Origin of the sequence: Aestuariirhabdus haliotis, assembly GCF_023509475.1 — a bacterium.
In the GTDB taxonomy this organism is placed as follows: domain Bacteria; phylum Pseudomonadota; class Gammaproteobacteria; order Pseudomonadales; family Aestuariirhabdaceae; genus Aestuariirhabdus; species Aestuariirhabdus haliotis.
Map to the genome: position 1 here is coordinate 232,320 of NZ_JAKSDZ010000004.1, position 19,639 is coordinate 251,958.

Annotated in this window: 19 protein-coding genes; 7 read left to right on the forward strand and 12 right to left on the reverse strand. The window is 53.9% G+C overall.

Features of this window, described 5'->3' with window-relative positions:
* Window positions 1–302 precede the first annotated feature (302 nt).
* Window positions 303–1,136 (reverse strand): thymidylate synthase, encoded by an 834-nt coding sequence (locus MIB40_RS05615; RefSeq protein ID WP_249691799.1) that lies wholly within the window; start codon window positions 1,134–1,136, stop codon window positions 303–305.
* On the reverse strand, window positions 1,133–2,041 hold the full coding sequence (lgt, locus tag MIB40_RS05620) for a prolipoprotein diacylglyceryl transferase (protein WP_249691801.1): 909 nt from the start codon (window positions 2,039–2,041) through the stop codon (window positions 1,133–1,135). The genes MIB40_RS05615 and lgt overlap by 4 nt, the downstream gene beginning before the upstream one ends.
* Before the next feature lie 153 nt (window positions 2,042–2,194).
* Here lgt and MIB40_RS05625 point away from each other — a divergent pair, with 153 nt between their 5' ends.
* Both MIB40_RS05625 and MIB40_RS05630 read left to right on the forward strand, forming a co-directional pair.
* Window positions 2,195–2,962 (forward strand): NRDE family protein, encoded by a 768-nt coding sequence (locus MIB40_RS05625; protein WP_249735315.1) that lies wholly within the window; start codon window positions 2,195–2,197, stop codon window positions 2,960–2,962.
* Window positions 2,963–3,047: 85 nt separating this feature from the next.
* Window positions 3,048–3,590 carry a DUF882 domain-containing protein gene (locus MIB40_RS05630; RefSeq protein ID WP_249691803.1) on the forward strand — a complete coding sequence of 181 codons (543 nt, stop codon included), beginning with the start codon at window positions 3,048–3,050 and terminating at the stop codon, window positions 3,588–3,590.
* On the opposite strand, the gene MIB40_RS05635 is transcribed toward MIB40_RS05630, so the two are convergent.
* The 3 genes from MIB40_RS05635 to rppH all read right to left on the reverse strand — a co-directional run bounded on the left by MIB40_RS05635 (window position 3,553) and on the right by rppH (window position 8,058).
* Window positions 3,553–5,067 (reverse strand): sensor domain-containing diguanylate cyclase, encoded by a 1,515-nt coding sequence (locus tag MIB40_RS05635; protein WP_249691805.1) that lies wholly within the window; start codon window positions 5,065–5,067, stop codon window positions 3,553–3,555. The two genes, MIB40_RS05630 and MIB40_RS05635, sit on opposite strands and share 38 nt — an antisense overlap.
* Window positions 5,068–5,121: 54 nt before the next feature.
* Complete coding sequence (gene ptsP / locus MIB40_RS05640) at window positions 5,122–7,398, reverse strand: phosphoenolpyruvate--protein phosphotransferase (protein ID WP_249691807.1); 2,277 nt, start codon at window positions 7,396–7,398, stop codon at window positions 5,122–5,124.
* A 165-nt stretch (window positions 7,399–7,563) separates the two neighbouring features.
* Entirely contained in the window at window positions 7,564–8,058 is a 495-nt protein-coding gene (rppH, locus tag MIB40_RS05645) for an RNA pyrophosphohydrolase (RefSeq protein WP_249691815.1), read from the reverse strand.
* 160 nt (window positions 8,059–8,218) lie between these two features.
* Between rppH and MIB40_RS05650 the strand changes: the two genes are divergently transcribed.
* Together MIB40_RS05650 and MIB40_RS05655 are read left to right on the forward strand one after the other, a co-directional pair.
* A complete protein-coding gene (locus tag MIB40_RS05650; protein ID WP_249691817.1) occupies window positions 8,219–8,881 on the forward strand; it encodes a histidinol-phosphatase in 663 nt (220 codons plus the stop codon).
* Window positions 8,878–10,026 (forward strand): imelysin family protein, encoded by a 1,149-nt coding sequence (locus MIB40_RS05655; protein ID WP_249691820.1) that lies wholly within the window; start codon window positions 8,878–8,880, stop codon window positions 10,024–10,026. The genes MIB40_RS05650 and MIB40_RS05655 overlap by 4 nt, the downstream gene beginning before the upstream one ends.
* Here MIB40_RS05655 and MIB40_RS05660 read toward each other — a convergent pair.
* The 5 genes from MIB40_RS05660 to MIB40_RS05680 all read right to left on the reverse strand — a co-directional run bounded on the left by MIB40_RS05660 (window position 9,982) and on the right by MIB40_RS05680 (window position 15,862).
* Window positions 9,982–10,830, reverse strand: coding sequence for an ABC transporter permease (locus MIB40_RS05660; protein ID WP_249691822.1), 849 nt, complete (start codon window positions 10,828–10,830; stop codon window positions 9,982–9,984). The genes MIB40_RS05655 and MIB40_RS05660 overlap by 45 nt on opposite strands.
* A gap of 4 nt (window positions 10,831–10,834) precedes the next feature.
* Complete coding sequence (locus MIB40_RS05665) at window positions 10,835–12,088, reverse strand: ABC transporter permease (protein WP_249691824.1); 1,254 nt, start codon at window positions 12,086–12,088, stop codon at window positions 10,835–10,837.
* A 62-nt stretch (window positions 12,089–12,150) separates the two neighbouring features.
* Window positions 12,151–13,221, reverse strand: a complete 1,071-nt coding sequence (locus MIB40_RS05670) for an ABC transporter substrate-binding protein (protein WP_249691826.1) — start codon at window positions 13,219–13,221, stop codon at window positions 12,151–12,153.
* Window positions 13,222–13,290: 69 nt separating this feature from the next.
* A complete protein-coding gene (locus tag MIB40_RS05675; protein WP_249691828.1) occupies window positions 13,291–14,385 on the reverse strand; it encodes an ABC transporter ATP-binding protein in 1,095 nt (364 codons plus the stop codon).
* A gap of 283 nt (window positions 14,386–14,668) precedes the next feature.
* On the reverse strand, window positions 14,669–15,862 hold the full coding sequence (locus MIB40_RS05680) for a class I SAM-dependent rRNA methyltransferase (protein ID WP_249691830.1): 1,194 nt from the start codon (window positions 15,860–15,862) through the stop codon (window positions 14,669–14,671).
* Between the two features lie 150 nt (window positions 15,863–16,012).
* On the opposite strand from MIB40_RS05680, the gene MIB40_RS05685 reads away from it, so the two are divergent.
* Window positions 16,013–16,525, forward strand: coding sequence for a glycine cleavage system protein R (locus MIB40_RS05685; protein ID WP_249691832.1), 513 nt, complete (start codon window positions 16,013–16,015; stop codon window positions 16,523–16,525).
* 242 nt (window positions 16,526–16,767) lie between these two features.
* Window positions 16,768–17,412 carry a hypothetical protein gene (locus MIB40_RS05690; protein ID WP_249691834.1) on the forward strand — a complete coding sequence of 215 codons (645 nt, stop codon included), beginning with the start codon at window positions 16,768–16,770 and terminating at the stop codon, window positions 17,410–17,412.
* 56 nt (window positions 17,413–17,468) lie between these two features.
* On the opposite strand, the gene MIB40_RS05695 is transcribed toward MIB40_RS05690, so the two are convergent.
* Both MIB40_RS05695 and MIB40_RS05700 read right to left on the reverse strand, forming a co-directional pair.
* Complete coding sequence (locus MIB40_RS05695) at window positions 17,469–18,263, reverse strand: methyltransferase domain-containing protein (protein WP_249691836.1); 795 nt, start codon at window positions 18,261–18,263, stop codon at window positions 17,469–17,471.
* Between the two features lie 138 nt (window positions 18,264–18,401).
* Complete coding sequence (locus MIB40_RS05700; RefSeq protein ID WP_249691837.1) at window positions 18,402–18,869, reverse strand: DUF3299 domain-containing protein; 468 nt, start codon at window positions 18,867–18,869, stop codon at window positions 18,402–18,404.
* A gap of 188 nt (window positions 18,870–19,057) precedes the next feature.
* Between MIB40_RS05700 and MIB40_RS05705 the strand changes: the two genes are divergently transcribed.
* Window positions 19,058–19,417, forward strand: coding sequence for an MmcQ/YjbR family DNA-binding protein (locus MIB40_RS05705; protein WP_249691839.1), 360 nt, complete (start codon window positions 19,058–19,060; stop codon window positions 19,415–19,417).
* Window positions 19,418–19,639: the final 222 nt, after the last annotated feature.

Consider the following 19,639-nt stretch of genomic DNA (forward strand, 5'->3'; position numbering starts at 1 on the left):
AGGTCACCAACCTTGCAAGCTAACCTGATTAGACTATCTCCATCCTCGCAGTAACTAGCAACCGACGCAACAGAATTGCACCTTAGCACCAACTCAATTACCCGTCACAGCCAATGCTACTCTAAACCAACTACGGATCTATTCAGGGCGGGCAGTTTGTGGGGCGGGTTTACGAACCAGAGTGCTCCCATGCAGCGAAGATCATGGACGATCGCCAACGGTCATCCCTATCGCGCATAAAGAAGAGCGCCGCCGGGGAGCATTCGCAGATGCTCCAGGGCACTTCTGATTCGCTCAGAAGATCAGATCGCCACCGGCGCCTTGATATGAGGATGGCACTGATAGTTCATCAGCTCGAAATCTTCGAAGCGGAATGCGAACAGGTCTTTAACCTCTGGATTGATTTGCATGCTGGGTAATGCCAGCGGCTCACGGGATAACTGTAGCTCGACCTGTTCCATATGGTTGGAATAGAGATGCGCGTCACCAAAGGTATGAATAAAATCCCCCGGTTCAAGATCGCAAACCTGGGCCAGCATCATCGTTAGCAGCGAATAGGAGGCGATGTTAAAGGGTACACCCAGAAAAATATCGGCGCTGCGTTGATACAACTGACAGGATAATTTTCCTTCGCTGACATAAAACTGGAACAGGCAGTGACAAGGCGGCAGCGCCTGCTTGCCCTGGGCGGCATTGTCGCGCGGGGAGAGATTAAGGTCGGGTAGCACCACGGGATTCCAGGCACTGATAACCAGCCGCCGGGAGGTAGGGTTGCGACGAATCTCCGCGATCAGCTCGCTGATCTGATCAACCACTTCGCCTTGTGGGCCTTCCCAGGAGCGCCACTGTTTGCCATACACGGGACCCAGCTCACCCTCTTCGGTCGCCCATTCATCCCAGATACTGACGCCATTCTGTTTCAGGTAGGCGGTATTGGTGTCTCCGGCGAGAAACCACAGCAGCTCGTGAACGATGGATTTCAGGTGACATTTTTTTGTGGTCACCATAGGGAAACCTTGTGACAGGTCGAAGCGCATCTGGTGGCCAAAGATGCTGTAAGTTCCAGTACCGGTGCGGTCGCCTTTAAAGACGCCCTCCTCTTTCACGGTACGCATCAGATCCAGATACTGTTTCATTTTTTACCTTTCTTACGTTGTTTGGTTTTGGATATTTTCTGCGTTTTGGTGCCCGCTTTAGCGGCCCTGGGAGCATGACGTTCCAGCCAGTTGCGATCATCAACATTAAGGCCGTCTTGCAACGGATAGTTTCGATAACCCCAAAGCATGAGCCCCGCCCCGATCAACACCATCGGCAGAGATAATAACTGCCCCATGGTAAGCCAGTCGAAGGCAATAAAGCCAAGGTGAGCATCGGGCTCACGGAAAAATTCAACGAGAATACGGAAGCACCCGTAACAGAGCAAAAACAGTCCGGACACCGCCATGCGTGGCCGCGGCTTGGCCGAAAACCACCAGAGCACGATGAACAGGGCAACACCCTCCAGGGCAAACTGATACAGCTGGGACGGGTGACGAGCCAGCTGCAACGGATCCCCGGGAAATATCATCGCCCAGGGCACATCACCTTCACGCCCCCAGAGTTCGCCACCGATAAAATTACCGATACGCCCGGTGCCCAGTCCAATGGGAATTAACGGAGCGATATAATCGGTGAGCTGAAAAAAACGCTTGTCGATGCGACGGCCGTACAACAGCATCGCCGCCAGCACTCCCAACAACCCTCCATGGAAGGACATGCCCCCTTCCCAGATATAAAACAACCACAACGGATTTTGCAGAAAGTAGTCCATGTTATAAAACAGGACATAACCGCTACGGCCGCCAATGATAACGCCCATGGCAATATAGAAGAGCAGATCACCGATCTGTGCAGGCTGCCACAGGCCGCCGGATACCTTGGCTCGCTGCTGGCCCAGCCACCAGCCACCGGCAAATCCTAACAGGTACATCAGGCCATACCAGTGCACCTGCAAGGGGCCGAGGGATAATGCCACCGGATCGATATTGGGGTAAGCGATCACTAATTCTGTTCCTTATGCTGCCAGAGTCGGGCAACGGACTTGTCCGCCGCGCACAAAGCGGCCATTATCCCGTAATCCCACCTCTCTGCCCAGAGGCGAGAGAGGAACAGCCCCTTAACCCCTGCAATCCATAACAGAGTAGAGTCGACCGCCTTGTGCCTGATCGTATTTGATTATTTGCCCGACAGCGCCCTCCCCCTTCGGCTGGCTGCCAATCGCGATGAGTTTTACCGGCGCCCCAGCCAGATGGCCCATCGGTGGCAGGATTGTCCCGCGATGATTGCCGGCCGGGATAATGAAAAGGGCGGAACCTGGCTTGGTATTAATGAGCAAGGGGCCTTTGCCGCCGTAACCAATTTCCGGGAAATGCCTCCCAGCGATGCGTCACGATCAAGGGGCGAACTAACGGCCAACTTCCTGAAAAGCACGCTCAGCGCCCAGCAGTACCTGCAACAGCTTGCCCTGGAGTCGGACCAGTATCCGGGCTTCAATCTGTTACTCGCAGATCGCCATGGGTTGTATTACTACTCCAACCGCGAGTCCAAAATGCGTCAGCTGGTACCCGGGCGTTACGGTCTGAGCAATCATCTACTGGATACGCCCTGGCCCAAGCTGATTGCCGCCAAACAGCGTCTGGAGAACGCCAACGACCACAACCAGTTACAACAACTGTTACGAGATACCAGCCAGCCCGCCGATGAGCTGTTGCCCGACACCGGCATCGGCCTGGAGTGGGAGCGCTTGCTGGGTAGCTGCTTTATCCAGAGCGAACTGTATGGCACCCGCACCTGCACCAGCCTGCAGATCACAGCCGGTGGCCATGCCAGCCTGCACGAGCAGCATTTTGGCAGCAACGGGGTCGCACTGGACAGCAATCAGCAAAGCCTGCGATTTGAAAATCCCTGGCAACACGGCGCATAAATCCTTGTCACCAGCACAGGGGGGCAGGCATAATGCGCCGCCTTTACACCCCCAAGATCTGCAGTAACCGTTTACGAGTTTAGATTTGAATCGCCGTACCTTTCTTCAGTCTGCCGCCACCTGCGCAGCATGGCTAGCCACTCCCGCGTTGGCTATGCCCTTCAGAGCCGCTACTTCCAGTGAATATCCACGTCAGCTCAAGCTCCACAATCCCTACACCGGAGAGCGCTTGAACTTGCCCTATTGGGAAGATGGCCAATACATCAACGACAGCCTGGTCGCCTTCAGCCATTTGTTGCGAGATTTTCACAGCGATGCCAGCCGTGCGGTTGACCCTGGCCTGCTGGACCTGCTGTATCAGCTACAAAACCGGCTCGATAATTTTAATGAGATCCAGGTGATCTCGGCGTATCGCACAACCGATACCAACCGGTTACTCAGGGAGCAGGGGTTTCAGGTCTCCGACCGCAGTATGCACACCGAAGCCCGCGCGGTGGATATCGTACTGCCGGGGAGCGAGTTACGAGAGGTTCGTCGAGCTGCCAACAGCCTGAAACAAGGGGGCGTCGGCTACTACCCAAAACAGGGTTTTATTCATCTTGATACCGGGCGTGTACGCTACTGGTAAGCTTGGCATCCAACACTTCAACCCGATTGCGTCCCTCTGACTTGGCCTCGTAGAGCGCTCTGTCGGCCCGCGCCAAGGCGCTTTCAAGGGTTTCACCCGAGAGCCACTGGGTGACCCCGAAACTGCCTGCCAGGTGAATAGAGCCCTCGCCGATCTCGAGCAATAGTTGAGCGATCGCTTCCCTGCACTTTTCCGCAATCGTCACAGCGCCTTGCAGCGATGTCTGGTGCAAAATCAAGACAAACTCATCGCCGCCAAATCGAATCAGCTGGTCCGAATCCCGACACACATCCTGCAGGGTGAACGCTACCTGCTTTAGCGCATCATCACCGATGTTATGACCATAGCGATCGTTGATCTCTTTGAAGTTATCGATATCGAGAACACAGAGACTAATGCGCTGATCCTCTACCCTGGCACGCTGCAACTGACGCGAAATTACGTTCAGATATCGCCGATTATAGGCACCGGTCAAGGCATCGGTGGACGCCTGATGTGCCAGTAACAAACGCCGCCGATCACCGGCCACCAGTTGCAAACTGATTTGCACCATGCCCGCCAGAAACATCACACAGAGCAGAGCCAGCATCAGTAGCTCCCAGGGCTTTTCGTCTCGCCAGCTGCGAATCGCTTCGTCCTGTGACATGGCCATGGCCGCCCACAGCGGATGACCGTGAATCTGACTGGTTGCGACCAGCAGCTGTTCATCGGTTGCCGGAAGATTAAGGCGGAATTTGCGGGGAAATGATGCCTGTTCGAGCGTATCACTGGGTAACTGCTGGCGGACTCCGAAACGACGATTGGCGCCCGGCACCTGAAAATAGATGGTGCCATTCTCGCTGGCCAAGGCCAATCTGGAGCCCGTCGCCAGAATCACTCGATCATAGCGCGCGGCAAATCGATTCAGGTCCACCCAGGCCACCATCGAGCCCTGAAACACACCAAACTCATCCAGCATGCGTTGGGAAATGAAGAATCCCCAGTGCTCGCCATTCATCGGAGACCGCTGCGGCAAGCCGACTCGGGTTGGCTCTCCCAGCTCAACCACCGAAGACTCTGTCCAGGGGCCCCTGGGCAACTCAGGAGGCGACTCCGGACGGTTCCAGTGCACCACCTGTCCACTGGCATCCAGCACCATCAAGGCTCCGAGGTAATCCTGCCCTCGTAAGAGCTGTTGCAGGTTATGCCGCACCTTATCAGAATAAACAGGAGACTCGGGATTCTGCTGGAGAAAAACACGCGCGGCATGAAATAACTGTCGGGTGCCGTAGAGTACGCGCTCGGTATCAGCGGCCAGAAAATCCGCCATCGGCTCCATGCCGCGCAGCTGATCATCCATAAGCTTGTCGCCCTGCACCTGGTAACGACCCCAGGCCAGATACAACACCAGCACCAGCATGAGGCTACCTACGCCCCAAACCAGGCCCAGGCTACGCCCGGTGTGTTTGTTCCCTGCATCTACCCGCAACGATTCCATTCCTGCTTTTCCACCTCTCGGCTCGACTTCTGCGCCAATTCCGTTGGCACAACTTTATTCGGCCTTGGCCCGCGCACTGCCCATCACTTTAGCGAGCCCCGCCTTACGCATTTCGAGCTCCATCGTACTCTGAATCACCGAGGCGTTATCCATCATGGACACTTCCCTGAGCAAATCCCTGGCCCACTCCAACTCGGCATTACGCAACACCCACTTGATCCGTGGCAGATTGGTCGCATTCATTGATAATACATCATAGCCCATGGCCACCAGCAGTAATGCCGCGGCCGGATCACCCGCCATTTCACCACAAACACTGACCGCAGTACCTTCGGCCCTGGCATCCCGCACTATGGCATTGAGGGCGGACAATACTGCTGGATGAAACGAATGATAAAGCTCAGCCACTCGAGGGTTGTTACGATCAACCGCCAGCAAATATTGCGTCAAATCGTTGGTTCCTACCGAGAGAAAGTCCACACGTTTGGCAAAATCCCTGACCAGATAAACGGCAGCGGGTACCTCAATCATCACCCCCACGGGGGGCAATTCGACCTCCAGACCTTCATTGACTACCTCGCCATGAGCCCGGTGAATAAGGTGCAAAGCCTCCTCTACTTCGGCCACACTGCACACCATGGGCAACATGATCCTCAGGTTATTAAGCCCCACGCTGGCCTTTAGCATGGCCCTGACCTGCACCAGAAAAATTTCCGGGTGATCGAGGGTGACACGAATGCCCCGCCAACCCAGAAAGGGATTGTCTTCCTTGATGGGGAAATAGCTCAACGCCTTGTCTCCACCAATATCCAGTGTACGCATGGTAACCGGGTGGGGAGCAAAAGCTTTCAGCTGTTCCTGATAGATTTTGGTTTGTTCTTTTTCGCTGGGAAAGCGTTCACGGATCATAAAAGGCACTTCAGTCCGGTATAAGCCTACCCCCTCCGCCCCACGATCAAGGGAACGGGCAACATCGGTCATCAGGCCGGTGTTCACCCATAACGCCACACGAGCATCGTCCTTGGTGATGCAGGGCTTGTCGCGCAGCACTTCCAGGCCGGCGACAAAGGCACGCTCCTGATCCACCACCTCCTGGTAGTAACCCCGTAATTCGACCGAAGGGGAAGGGTATACCCGCCCCAGATTGCCATCGATAATGAGTTCCAGGCCATTAACCCGGGTAAACGGCAGGTCAACCGCTCCCATGACGGTAGGCACCCCCATAGCACGAGCAAGGATGGCGACGTGCGAGTTACCCGACCCTTTGACCGAGACCAGTCCGACCAACTTGTCCCGGGGCACTTCGCCCAACATGGCCGGAGTCAACTCTTCGCTGACCATGACGCAATTATCGGGGTACACAACGACCTTTTTCTCGTCCTGTTGCTGTAGGTGGGACAGCACTCGGCGGCCCAGATCCCGCACATCGGTGGCGCGTTCGCTGAGATAGGGATCTTCCATCATTTCGAAATTTTTAACGTGATCTTCGATCACCTGGCGCAGAGCCCCCTGGGCCCACTGCCCCTGTTCGATCAAGGCCCTGACTTCGGCACCAATGGCGTTGTCGTCGAGCATGCCGCGGTAGACATCGAACAGTGCGATCTCCTCCGGCGGCAGGCTGGGAGCCAATTTCCTGGCCGTCGCCCGCATCTCCTTACGCACCGCTTTCAGGGCACGCTTGAGATGCAACAACTCGAGCGGGATATCCTCCGCCGGACGATCCGGGACCGCGCTCAGGTAAGCCGGCGGCGAGATCACCACCGCCTCACCAATCGCCACCCCCGGGGCACCGGCGATACCGGTAAAGCGGGTGTCCTTGGCGGTCTGGCCGGTTTTCGGACTGGTCAGCGCTCCCGAGGCCTCGGCATGGGCAATGACCGCAGCCAACTGCGCCGACATGGTGACCAAAAAGGATTCTTCGGTTTCATCGAAGTATCGAATCTCTTTTTGCTGGACAACCAACACCCCGAGAATGGAACGGTGATGAATGATGGGTACCCCAAGGAAGGCGTGATAACGCTCCTCACCAGACTCTTTCAGATAGCGGTATTTGGGGTGCGAAGCCGCATCCTGCAAGTTGATGGGCTCTTCCCGCAGGCCAACCTGGCCGACCAACCCTTCAGAGCGCAACAGCTTCATGCCAATGGCGGATTGGTTAAGGCCTTCGGAGGCCATCAGGGTGTAACAGTTTTCATCATTATCGAACAGGAAGACCGAACAAACCTGGGTTTTCATGGCCACCCGCACCTCATGCACAATGATCTCCAATGCCGCCTGCAAGGTCTTGGCAGCATTCACTTTCTGGACGATCACGCGCAATATATTGAGCATCTAGCGGGGGTCTCTCCTCATTGTTGGTCGATAATCGCTTATCGATGTTGATCTACTGTAGATCGTCGTTGGCCACAGGTCAGCCTATCATGGAACCTTGTTTTGCCGGGAAATCTGTATCACAGCTGGAAATAACCACACAATGGCCACCCAATACCCCTGGGGTCACCGGGCCTGTTCATTCCCTATTCGTGCCAATTTGGGCGCCAACTCCTTGAGGGCGCGGCGGTACACGTCCCGCTTGAACGACACCACCTGACCCAGTGGATACCAATAGCTGACCCAACGCCAATGATCAAACTCGGGGGAATGGCCATTATCAACATCCACCCGATCATCGTTACTGGTCAGCTGCAACAGAAACCATTTCTGTTTCTGGCCTACACAGACCGGGTGTGAATGACGTCGAACCAGGCGTTTTGGCAACCGATAGCGCAGCCAGCCTCGAGTACAAGCGATGATATTAACGTCGCTCTGCCCAAGCCCCACTTCTTCGGTCAATTCACGATACAGCGCCTGCTCGACGCTCTCATTCTGATTAATTCCCCCTTGGGGGAATTGCCAGGCATCCTGCCCGATCCGCTTGGCCCACAGCACTTGTCCTTGCGTATTCGCGAGGATTATGCCGACATTGGGTCTGAAACCATCTGCATCAATCAAAAGCGGTTATTCCTTAAAATTCCGTGAAAAACAAACGGGTTACTCGCTCCATTGTTCCACAACTGCGCCTTTATCGGCAAACGCACCCCTGCCGCCTGCAACTTTTCTGAAAAGCCTCTATCATAACGAACCATCAACCAAGCATAACGAGAGGTAGGCTGTGGCACTGGCGATTTTTGATCTGGATAACACCTTGATAGGGGGCGATAGCGACCATGCCTGGGGAGAATTTCTGGTCGAACAGGGCGTTGTTGATGCGCAGATCTACCGTGAAGCCAACGACCGTTTTTACCAGCATTATCAACAGGGCACCCTGGATATTCATGAATTTCTCAGCTTCGCCCTGCGCCCCTTGAGCCAACACAGCATGACCCAGCTGCAACAGCTGCACAGCGATTTTATGCGCACAAAGATCGAACCGATGATGCTGCCCAAGGCCGCCGCCCTGCTGGCCAAACATCGGCAGGATGGTGATTTCCTGCTGATCATCACCGCAACCAATCATTTTGTTACCGCCCCCATCGGCCAACGCCTTGGCGTCGATGACCTGCTCGCCACCGACCCGGAGATTGTTGACGGCCGCTACACCGGCGAAGTCAGCGGTACACCCTGCTTTCAGGAAGGCAAGGTAGAACGTTTGCAGCAATGGTTAGAACATCAGAACCAGAGTCTGGCAGGTAGTTATTTTTACAGCGATTCCTGCAACGATCTCCCTCTACTTGAACTGGTGGACAATCCGGTCGCGGTCGATGCCGACGCCCGCTTGAGCGCCATCGCGGTGGAACGCAACTGGCCTCTGATCAGTCTGAGAGATGACCATTGAGAGCTACCCTCACCCTTTGTACTCTGGTGCTGTTAACTGGCTGCGAGCCTGCCGGCGATTCCAACCCCTACGCGGCTGAATCCAACACCACAGCAAACGCTGTTCAGGCGCAGGATCTTAAAACACCATTAAGTAAGCATGAGCTCGGCGCCTTCAGCCAGAATTACCTGCAACAAGCGCGCAAGCAATGCGCCAGCGCACTGTTTGCGGCCCAGCAGTTACAACAGGCATCGGACGAATTGCTCAAGGCGCCGACTATAGAAGCGCTAGAAAAAGCCCAGACACAATGGCAAAAAGCCCACCGGAGCTGGCTGCGCTGCGATCTATTCAGCGGTAACCAGGGTCCTCTGGAACAGCCTATGGCCGAAGACCCCTTCAGTCTCAAGGATCGCCTGGCCAGTTGGCCGATCAGCCCGGGATACGTGGATGCCATGCCGGGTTATCCCAGCGGCGGATTGGTTTACAGTGCGGATATTGCGATAAAACGAGCCAGCTTGCTGAGTCAGCATCAGCTAACCGCGCCAAATGAAGCCAGTATCGGTCTCTACCCAATGGAAGTGCTGCTGTTTGGCATCAACGATTCGCGGAGTCCGGAAGAGCTGCTGGTGCTTCCTCCCCAACCCGACCAACTGGACAGTCAAACACGGCGCCGAGATTATCTGACCGTTCTGTCTTCGCTTTATGTGAGTGACCTTCGCGAATTGGTAACACGCTGGGATCCATTAATTGCCAGCTATCCAAATGAGATCAAACGACAGAGCGCTGATCAGCAAACCCAACAGCTGGTTAGCGCCTTGCAACAACGCCTGGAGAAAATTTCCAAGGATGCGAGAGAGATCAGTCTGGGTGAAAGCGATTACTCTTCGCGGCATCAAGAGCGCCTTAGCGCACCACTCAACGCGCTGGAAATTTTCGCGGCCTCTAACCAGGCAAATCATCCCCAAACCGCAACCGATTCGACACCCGCGGCCGATAGCCAGCTATCAATACGGATCAAGACCCTGGCCGAATCGTTGAGCAAGCTCTCGACCGAGACCGATCAAGAGGCGACCACTGCCGCCCTGAGCGAGCTTCAAACCCTGGTACAGGAGTTGCCTCAGTTACTCGCTGATGCCTCGAATCCGGTCACTGCGTCGGCGCAGTAACTCGACGGTCAGCAGCAACATCACCGAGAGCAGTATCAATAGGGTCGCAACGGCCAGAATGGTCGGACTCAGCTGCTCTCGCATACCGGCCCACATCTCCCGCGGAATGGTTCTCTGGTCGGTTCCGGCAATAAACAGCACCACGACCACTTCGTCAAAAGAGGTGGCAAAGGCAAACAAGGCTCCCGAGATCACCCCCGGACGAATCAGCGGAAAGGTGACTTTAAAGAAAGTGGTGCGAGGGTTGGCACCCAGGCTGGCAGATGCCTTAGTCAGGTTCTCATCAAATCCGACCAGCGTCGCGGTCACCGTAATGATCACGAAGGGAATACCCAATACCGCGTGAGCCATAATAACCCCGAGGTAGGTTTGGGCCAGGTTCACCTTGGTAAAGAAGAAATACATACTGGCCGCTGAAATGATCAAGGGTACGATCATCGGAGAGATCAGCAATCCCATAATCGCCCCCTTGAAGGGCATATGGCGTTGACTTAAACCCAGGGCAGCCAAGGTACCCAGGGTCATAGCCAGCAAAGTGGCACAGACACCGACAATCATGCTGTTTTTAATCGACAGCATCCACTCCTGACTCTCCCAGATATTGCGATACCAGCGCAACGAATAGGCATCGGGGTCGAGCTTTAACATCCCTTCAGTAAAGGTGAAAAAAGGTTCGGCGTTAAATGACAGTGGAATAATAATCAGAATGGGAATGATCAGAAAAAACAGCACCAGTGCAGCAAAACACCTCAGCCCATAGTAGCTGAAACGTTCCAACAAGGTGGCGTGAACCGGCAAACTCATTCTGTTACCCCAACTTCATCTGGCTGGAACCGACCAACCGGTTATAAATCCAATACAACACCAACACCACCGCCAACAAGCTACCTGCCAGAGCTGCACCCAGCCCCCAGTTCAATGACGTCTGCATATGATAAGCAATCAGGTTACTGATCATCTGCCCGGTACGACCACCAACCAGAGCCGGGGTAATGTAGTATCCAATAGAAAGAATAAAGACCAATATGGCACCCGCACTCAGCCCCGGAATCGTTTGCGGAAAATACACTTTAAAAAATGCATTTGCCGGGGTCGCCCCCAGGGATCGAGCGGCCCTCATATACACCGGCGAGATACTTTTCATCACGCTGTAGGTAGGCAAAATCATAAAGGGCAGCAAGATATGTGTCATGGCCACCACGGTGCCTATCTGGTTATACATCATATCGAGCGGCTCGCTGAGAATACCCAACGAGATCAAGGTGCTGTTCACCACGCCCTGACCTTGCAGCATGACAATCCAGGAACTGGTCCGCACCAGCAACGAAGTCCAGAAAGGCAATAACACCAAAATCATCAATAGATTGCTTTTACCAGGCGGCAAAATAGAAAGGTAATACGCCAGCGGATAACCCAGCAATACGCAAAACAGAGTCACCAAAAGCGATAGCTTCAAGGTTTTGAGCAGCATGTCTACATAGATCTGGCGTTCTTCCGGTTGCGAGACTATTTCACCTTGTGCGTTGTACTGCATATCAAATGCCGCCAGGTAATGGGTCAGGGTATATTCACTGCTGAGGACTTTAAATGCGCCCCAGGTTTCTGCTTCCCCCCACCGCTTATCCAGGCTGAGCATATAGTCTTTGTAGTCGTCACCCTTGTACTTACGCAGTTTACGCGCCGATTTGGTTAACAGGCTACGCATGCCCGCATGTTCCGAATTCAGACGGTTGGCAATGCGACCGATGGTTTTCTGCTCCCGCGCCACGACCAGACCTTTACCAACGGCGGTAAAAATATCATCACCGGGCAACTGCTGCTGGTCCCAGTCACGCATCAGAGCGGCAACCTCGGGCAGGTTATCCACCAGTATCGGATTATGAATGCTGCGATAGAGCATTTCGGTCAAGGGCAAGACAAAGGTAAACAAGACAAACACAACCAACGGCACGACCAATAGCAACGCGCGCACCTTGAGAAAACGCTCCGCCTTACGCAAGCGCAATTTCAATTGCGGATCAATTTCTGGCGCATTGGATGCCAAGTCAGGGGTTGTGTTCATAGAATCAGGATCTTCTTAATGCATCAAATAAGGGGGTGCAAGCACCCCCTTTCCGGTAAAAACTACTTGTTCAACCAGGCGTTAAAACGCTCGTTCAACTCGTCCTGATGATCAGCCCACCAGGAGTGATCAACCGGTACGGCGGTGGCAAAGTTTTCGGGCGCCGTCGCCATATGAGGCATCATCTTGTCACTGACCAGAGCGATCGATGACTTACGCGCAGGCGCGTAGGAGATGTAGTTGGTTTGATCGGCCAAACGTTTGGTATCGGTAGAGAACTTGAGGAACTCCATCGCCTTGTCCAGGTTCTTGGTACCCTTGACGATGGCGAAGAAATCCAGCTCGGCAAACTGGGCATCCCAGATAATCTTGAACGGCTTTCCTTCTACTTCGGAAGCGTTGTAGATACGACCGTTGTAGGCTGTGGTCATACTCACTTCACCGTCTGCCAACAATTGCACTGGTTGGGAGCCTGCTTCCCACCACACGACCTGGTCCTTGATCTGGTCGAGCTTGGCGAAGGCACGGTTGACGCCATCCGCAGTACCCAGAACCTCATAGACCTTGGCACCAGGAACACCATCGGCCATCAGGGCGCGCTCCAGGTTAACCTTGGGTGTTTTCTTCAAGCCACGCTTACCCGGGAACTCCTTGGTGTTGAAAAAGTCCACCAGCTTACTGGGTTTTTTACCCGAGAACTGGCTTTCATCAAACGCGACTATCTTGCCCCATACGATGTTGGCAACACCGCAATCTTCCAGACCACCGTCGACAAAATCGTCGGTTGCCATAGCGCCGTTATCACCTTTGGGCAGAGTAGCAGGATCGATCTCTACCAGAAGCCCTTCATCGCAGGCACGAATAACGTCAGCCTTTTCCAGGTCGATGACATCCCAGGTCACGTTGCCCGCTTCAACCTGAGCTTTGATTTCGGCAATACCACCGCTGTAGTTTTCAGAAACAATATTAGTGCCGCTTTTTTCGGTAAACGGCTTGTGGTAAGCCTCTACCTGACTTTTGGTGTAGGCCCCTCCCCAGGAAACAACCGTAAGATCATCCGCCGAAACAGCGGCCGAAGCTGCCGTGATGGCTATCGCCAGTGGCAATTGGGTCATAAGATTCTTCATTGTCATAAACCGCTCCATAGTTATCATTTTATTTGTTCGTTTATGGCGTGCGGCCACCCGGCCGAGCGCGTTTTTCTACTGCACAATATCCAGTGCGCGAGCGTCATCGGATGACCAGGCCAGCTGCACAGAATCTCCTTCATTGAGGCCACTATTGGCCGCACTATTAGGCAGTTTGAGAATAAATTCCTGCTGCCCCAACAAACTGATACGCATACGAATATGGTCGCCGTGATAGATGCGTTCCTCTACCCGACCGACAAAATGATTGTCGCAGCCGTTATCGCTGCTATCGAGCACAACCCGTTCGGGTCGGATCGAAACGATAACCTGGGTTCCCGGCGTCTGCTCGGTAACCGCAGTAGCCACCAAGGGCTTGCCGTCTACCGACAAAAAGCAGCGGCCGCTTTCATAGCGTTCGACTTGGCCATACAGAACATTGTTTTCACCAATGAAATCAGCCACAAAACTGTTCTTCGGTCGCTCATACAAGCCCTGGGGTGTATCAAGCTGTTGCACTATGCCGTTGTTAAAAACGGCGATGCGGTCGGACATGGTCAAAGCTTCGCTCTGGTCGTGGGTGACATACACAACTGTCACTCCCAGGCGCTGGTGAATATGCTTGATCTCATACTGCATCTGCTCACGCAGCTGCTTGTCCAACGCTCCCAGGGGTTCGTCCATCAACACCAGGGTCGGCTCAAAAACCAGCGCACGCGCCAGTGCGACACGCTGCTGCTGACCACCCGATAGCTGTTTGGGTCGACGGTTTTCAAAGCCACCCAGCTCGACCATATCCAGTGCTCGTTTAACTTTCTGCTCAATTTCCGACTTGCCCAGTTTACGAACCTGTAGCGGATAAGAGAGATTTTCGGCGATGGTCATATGAGGGAAAAGCGCGTAATTCTGAAACATCATGCCGATGTTGCGCTTGTGCGGTGCCAGGCGATTAACCGCCGTACCGTTGATAAAAATTTCACCATGAGTCGGGGTTTCAAAGCCCGCCAACATCATCAAACAGGTAGTCTTACCCGAGCCCGATGGGCCCAGCATAGTGACAAACTCACCCTTTTTGATATCCAGATTAAAACCCTTTACGACCAGGTTTTCGCCGTCATAGGTTTTTTGTACGTCCTGAAAGCTGACATACCCTGCATTTTCGTCCGACATTGAATCCCTTGCTGCGGGTGGGCCCGCTTATGTTATTTGAGACGTCCTAACCAAAAAAAGCCCAACGGGCTATTGCAAAATATCAAACAGGATCAAGGCACAGAATGCAACAACCCTTGGCCTTCAGCGACGAATATACGACTAAAGACTAAGCCGCGCACTAGAAGGGTGCAAATAGAATAGCGCCGAGCACTACCTGGCGCCATGAATGAACAGGATATTTTACAAATCAGAACATAGAAACGCCGAAAACCCACCCAATTCGGTGCGCTCGCGCTACAACCTAAAACGAGCAAACCCGACAAAAAATCGCTTTTAAGTACTCGGTTTCAGGAATCGATGGATGTATGGGGTGATCGGCCCCTTGGTGTCCTTGCTCAATAATCTGCAGTTGCCGCCCAAGATTGCGACTGGAAAGGCGCAAAATATCCACCAGATTATCCCGTTGTAAATGCATGGAACACGAAGCAGAAACCACCACCCCGTCATCACTCAATAAGCGCATCGCCTGCTCGTTGATACGGCGATAAGCCTGCTCACCCGGCTTGATATCCTTGCGGCGCTTAATAAACGCGGGGGGATCTACCACGATCAGGTCAAATTGCTCCTGCGATTCGCGGAGCTGTTTTAATACAGCGAAGGCATCCCCCTGCATCGTCGCCACCCTGCCTTCACAGTTATTCAGCTGGGCGTTCTCATGCACGTATTCCAGTGCAGCAGCTGAGGCGTCGACACAAAGCACCTCCTGCGCTCCCGCCGCCGCAGCCTGCACGCCCCAGCCACCAATGTAACTGAACAGGTCGAGCACGCGCTTGTCTTTGGCGTAATGCTGTAATCGCTCACGACTCATACGATGATCATAAAACCAGCCGGTTTTTTGCCCATCCAGTACCGGAGCAACAAACTCCACACCATTCTCGCGCAGGGGGACGGGGCCTGTGACCTCTCCCACCACGACCTCGGTGTATTCCTCCAGACCTTCGGGGCGGCGCAGTTGACCACTGTTTTTCAACACGATGGCATCGGGTTGCAGCACCTGTTGCAATGCGGCAACCACCTCTTCCCGCAACCGCTCCATGCCCGCGCTGGCCATCTGCACCACCAGCACAGAATTAAAACGATCGACAACCAAGCCGGGCAAGCCGTCACTGTCACCATAGACCAGGCGATAACAGGGGTCGGCAAATACCCGCTCGCGCAGGGCCAACGCTTGCTGGATTCGATGCACCAGCAAGCCCTGGTTGAGACCGTTGTTCAGGTCCCGGCTGACCATACGAGCACAGATCAGGGTATTGGGGTTCACATAAGCCACCCCCAGGGGCTTGCCGGCGGAGTTTTCAACCACCACCTGCTCTCCGGTTTCAAAGCGCGTTAGAGGCGTTGCCTTGGTGTCCACTTCGTTGCTGTAGATCCACAGATGCCCTGCACGCAAGCGCCGATCGGCTTTGGGTTTCAGGCGTAACAGGTTAAAGCTCATGTGCAGGCTCCAGTGGGTGCAAAACGAGAGGTCGTCCGCAGGGAAGTCGCATTATACGCTCGCCTGCAATAGATACCATGGATGCAACATCACTAGTCGCCAGCCTGAGCCCGCCCTATAATCATATTTCGTCTACAGGAGGAAAAGACATTGTCCACTGATCTGGTAGTTTCCATTATCGCCGACGACAAGCCCGGCTTAATCGACTCCCTGGCCCAAACCGTCGTTGATAACCAGGGCAACTGGCTCGAGAGCCGAATGGCTCAGATGGCCGGTAAGTTCGCCGGTATTCTGCGTATCAGCGTGAGTGAAGCCCATACTTCGGCCTTAACGGATGCCTTGATGGCGCTGGAAGCACAGGGCATCAAAGTCATCGTCGAAGGCGCCAGCGCAGCAGCGGCAGCAGCATCGCGTACCCTGCTATTAAATCTGGTCGGCAATGATCGCCCGGGTATTATCCGGGAAGTCTCACAAACTCTGGCACAGCAGCAGGTTAACGTTGAAGAGCTCACCACCGAATGCAGCCCTGCCCCTCACACTTCCGATCTGCTGTTCCGCGCCCAGGCCCGCCTGCAGGTGCCTGTCGCCGTTGATATCGACACCCTGATCAGCACTCTGGAGTCCCTGGCCGATGACCTGATCGTCGAAGTCACCCACCCCTGATATCAAACACTCGCTTTGAGCATCGTGCTGCCGCGAGTCACCGCTTCCGGCAGCATTGCTTGACCTCTAATACCAGAGGCATATACTGGGAGATTCCCCCCACACAGAATTACCTGTTTCTCCGCTTAAAACAATCACTTAGCCGAAAAGCTTTTTTCATATTTTTTCGCTTTTAACGCTTTCCCCTTGCCAATTTTTATGTATGCTAAAAACAGGGCCAACCGCAACAGGGGAGTTTTGGTATGTCGTTATCACCTGTCGATGTCTGGGGTATTGACCAGATCAACGTTGAGCAAATTGATGAAGATGGCAACAGCCGCCCACTCTATGTCGAACACCGTTTTTTGCGTGACGATGAAGATGATCAATTTCACACTGTGGTGGCAGAGGTCGGCTTCAACCCCAAATGGCGGTATATCGCGGTAGTCGCTCAGGATTACACCGCCAAGAAAGAACACACTTATTACCACCTTGGCCATTTTCGCGATCTGAAACAGGCAGAGCGGCACATCCGCCGTTTTCGTCGGGATCCGCAGAACAGCGTGGTCGCGACGTTACCCTTGATGTGCATGGACGATGGACGCTATCTATCGCTTTACCAAACGGCCTATATGTCAGCGTTTGATCACGAATCCTTCACCGGCATTTTCGAGGCCGAACACGGCTGCTATTGCCTGGTAGCTATCCCGGACACTCCGGGAATTACTGGAATTATTTACGAACCCAATAGCGGCATTCCACGTTATCTCGGCAGTTTTGATAATGACCTGGTCAGCCCGGCAGTGAATGCCCACAACAAGGTGCTGGTTTACCAAAGCAATATTACCCTGGCCCAGGAAAGCCGGGTCGCCAAACGCTTTGAAGCCTACGAACATTACGAGCATTAATCGCTTTTAATGGCCGGGAGCTAATTAAGTGAAATCATGTCGCTTTATTCTGTGCGTCAATCGGAATCGCGCACAACCGGCAGGTGTTGCAGCGCTTGCAAGGGGCGGCTCAGATCAACGTCAAACCGGTCGCTAAAATCGTTAATACGCGTTAATAAAGAACTATCCTCTACCAACGGTTCTCTGGCTGCGAGCAAGACATAATTACCGCAATCGGCCACATCAACCAGGGCCACATAAGGAAAATAGACGCGTAAGGGTAGCAATACCTTTAGCAGGTGTCCGGCATCCTTAGGCAATATGTTGAGCGCAACGACGGCACCGGCATCAACCCGTTTGCTCAGCAGGGAATAGAAACCCTGTTGTTCCAGCAAGCGACTGTGCCGCTCACCATCAAACAGGTCGCACAACACCAGATCGTAGCGTTTTTGGCTCTGCTGTAAGTGCTCTTCGGCGTCGCAAATCTCGACCATCGCGGTTTCGGGCAAGCAAAAATAACGTTGCGCCAGACTTAACAGGGTCGGACTACGCTCGATCGACAAACACTGCGCATCTGGCAGCTTGTTGTGAAGGAAACGTGCAAAGGCACCACCGCCCAACCCCAAATCCAATATGCGCTCTGGCAAAGGGCGATAGAGTAACGCACAGAGCATCGCCAACTGATAGTCCAGCGTCAGTCGCTCAGGGTGCTCCAGCTGCATCAGGGATAGCAGGGAATTGTCCCCCACATAGAGCCAACGCAGTCCCTGAGCCTGATGCACTTCGATGGTAGAAGAACCATCCTCAAGACGGTTGAGCAGCGATTGCCGGGTTCGGCTCAATGCCACCAACGCGTCGATGTTTAATCCCATGCCAGGTTCAATCCTGTGTCAGTGTCCGCTATCGTCAGAGTTCACCATCCTGAATAGTATTCCTGCACAGCCAAAGGCTACTATCCAGGATAACGGTCAATGCTGCGAACGCCCTATGAATAAGTAAATAAGAGTCCGTTAATATCGCGGGTCAACTTCCACCGCGAGCGCTTCCAATGTGTAGCCCGAACTGGCCAGGTCGGTATTATTGGACAGGGTGCGCATAATACCCGCCACACGATAGGGTTGATCGAGATCCTCAACGTAAAGGCGTTCGCTCAGTTTGACATAGATGATCTGATTGGAAGGCGGCGGCGGAACGTGGATACAGGCGCCAGCAAAGGGCACCAGAAGGAACTCTCCAAACTTCAGAGCACCGTCGTCCAGGGGCACAATAAAGCCTGTGAGCGTTACCTTCTTTCCATCGAAGGCCTCGACAACTGGCGCATTGATCCATTCCGAGCGCATTCGTTCCACCTGGTGCTGACGCTGCTCACTGCCACCGGCCAATCCGCTGATATCGTAACGCCGGGTAATATCACGCGCACTGAAACCGTTCGGGATCAGGGCCGGCCAGGTCAGGCTCTGAAACTGGCTCCATTCCACTTTAGGGGCATCCTGGCCGCACCCACCCAGAAGCAGCCCCGTCAAAATGACGATCAGGCCTCGCTTACTGAGGATCGTTATAAAATTCGCCACCATTGTTGCAACTGTTGTCTGTCATTTGCCGGTCTGTAGTATACCCCCGACCCGGCTTCAGGCGCTAAACTGGATCGATATCACAGGAGTGACCCATGCAGAATGAAGTCGAAATGACCCGCTACTTACTAGCCAAACCGGGTACCACCATAGACTACCCCTTTGGTCCGGAAGTTCGTGTATTCAAGGTAATGGGTAAAGTCTTTGCCCTGTTCGATCCGGCGCAGGCACCGCTGAAAATCAATCTCAAATGTGACCCCATCCAGGCGCAGGCGCTCAGGGATATGTTCCCTGCGATCAAGCCTGGCTATCATATGAACAAGAAGCACTGGAACACCATCACTCTGGATGGATCGGTTCCTGAGGGGGAGATACAGCGGCTCTGTGATCACTCTTTCGAACTGGTGGTAAAGGGCCTGCCCAAAGCCAAGCGCCCGGCATTGCGTGCCGACTAACAGGGTCACATTTTTTAGCACTGCCGTAACGCTAACACTCTGCCGGTGTTGGTGTCACTTTATTGAGCAGGTATGATGCTACTCACTTAAGGCACCTCTGATTAATTCAGATGAGCTCTGGCTTTCTGGCGAATCCAGAATCGCGGCACGTCTTTGCAGTAAGGTCCAGACCTTTCAAAAAGGCGTAACAAAGAGTCTGGGTTCGCCTGAAAGCCCCGTAGG